The sequence below is a fragment of the Bacteroidia bacterium genome, from assembly GCA_016218155.1.
In the GTDB taxonomy this organism is placed as follows: domain Bacteria; phylum Bacteroidota; class Bacteroidia; order Bacteroidales; family GWA2-32-17; genus GWA2-32-17.
On record JACREQ010000101.1, the window covers coordinates 1 to 1,835 of the forward strand.

Sequence of the window (1,835 nt, forward strand, 5' to 3'; positions counted from 1 at the left end):
GATATATATTTCGTCCCACGCGACTTTGGTAAGCGGGTATAACATTTTTTCTACCAATATGCCGTTCCTAGCGGAACTACTAAATTCAACAATTTATCCCGTTTTTAGCTTAATAAGAATTTTCACAGATTTGAAACAACCTTTGGTTGTTATTATCTGTGAAAATTTGGGTAATCTACCCAAGAATCAGACAAAGTTGAGGTAAAAAAACATGTTTAGTGTTAATAAGAAAACTTGGTAAAAATATCACTACTAACCGATTAATTTTTTAAAATAGGGGTACTACCAAAAAGGATTCCCCCAGATGTTGTATTTTTGATTTGAACAAAAAAAATTCAACATGAGCAAAGATAATGAAATAAAATTTGTCGGACAGCCGATTTTTAAACAAGTAATAAAATTATTAGATGCTATTGATTTCAATGGATTAGTAAAGAAACACAATGCCGATTATTATTATAAAGCTTTTAAATCAAAGACACATATAATCACGATGTTATTTGGTATTTTAAGTAGATGCGATTCTATGAATGAAATTTGTGAAGGACTAAGAGCATTAGGAGGGAAATTAAACCATTTAGGATTAGAAAAAGCACCAGCAAAAAGTACAGCAAGTGATGGTTTACGCAATAGGGATAACAGATTCTTTGAAGATTTATATTTTTCATTAGTTCATCATTATAAGAGTTTTTTGTCGGACAGCCGAACTTATGGATTAACATTTAAAGAGGTTCTTTTGATAGATTCAACAACAATCCGACTATTCAGTAATGTCTTAAAGGGTGTTGGTAGAAACCCAAAAAATGATGGAAAAAAGAAAGGCGGACTTAAAGTTCATATGCTAATTGATGCAGTACAATCTGTTGGAAGATTTATAAAAATCACCGCAGCAAAAGTTCATGATAAAAACTTTTTGAAAGAAATAGAATTGATTTCACACAGCATGGTTGTATTTGATAGAGCATACAATTATTACCATCAGTTTGCAATATGGACAGCAATAAATGTATATTTTGTTACAAGGCTCAAAAAAAATGCTGTTTATACAATAATTGAGGTTCTTCGTACAGAAAATAAAATACAAGGGAAAGCAATGGTATTAAAAGAAGAAATAATTGAAATAGAGTATGCCCCAGAAGATGCTAATGGAAAAAAACAAAATGGAAAAAAAAAGAAATTACAATTGAAAAAAGTATGTTATCAAGACGAAAAAAACAGATACTATGAATTTCTTTCAAACAATATGGATATTTCAGCAGAAGAAATTGCTTTTCTTTACAAAAAACGATGGGGTATTGAGTTATTGTTTAAAAAAATGAAACAGAATTTTCAATTGCATTTTTTCTATGGAGAAACAGTAAATGCAATTTATACTCAAGTTTGGTGTACACTAATAGCTCAATTATTATTGACTGTAATTCAAAAAATGGCACAGACCAAAAAAGCATTTTCAGTAGTTGCATCAATCATAAGGATACATTTGATTAGCTTACTTGATGTATTTGAATTATTAAGAAGTATAAAAAGAGGTTTTATAAAAAATCAAAATGCTCCGCCTACAAATTTCGGTCAACTTAATTTGAATTTTATATAGGGGGTCTATTTTTTAAAATTAAAATGTATTATTGATTTTCAACGACTTATTCGTATATTTGGAACAATATTTATTTTAGTCGGTTAATAGTGATTTAATATATAATATTTTCAGATATTGGAATTTCTAAACTATAAATGGGGTAAAATAATGCATTTTTGTTTATAGTTTGTTGGTTTATGGTTATAGTAATTTTAGTTATTAGTTTTGTTGAATTCGATTATTGTAAACAAAAAAACCA

The 1,835-nt window shown here is 28.3% G+C and carries 1 protein-coding gene; it reads left to right on the forward strand.

Annotated elements, in window-relative coordinates:
* The first annotated feature begins 340 nt into the window (after positions 1-340).
* Entirely contained in the window at positions 341-1,594 is a 1,254-nt protein-coding gene (locus HY951_16050) for an IS4 family transposase (protein ID MBI5541574.1), read from the forward strand.
* Positions 1,595-1,835 lie beyond the last annotated feature (241 nt).

Bases quoted from the DNA above. Each gene is read 5' to 3' on its own strand.
- HY951_16050 (MBI5541574.1), top strand. From the start codon at position 341: ATGAGCAAAGATAATGAAATAAAATTTGTCGGACAGCCGATTTTTAAA.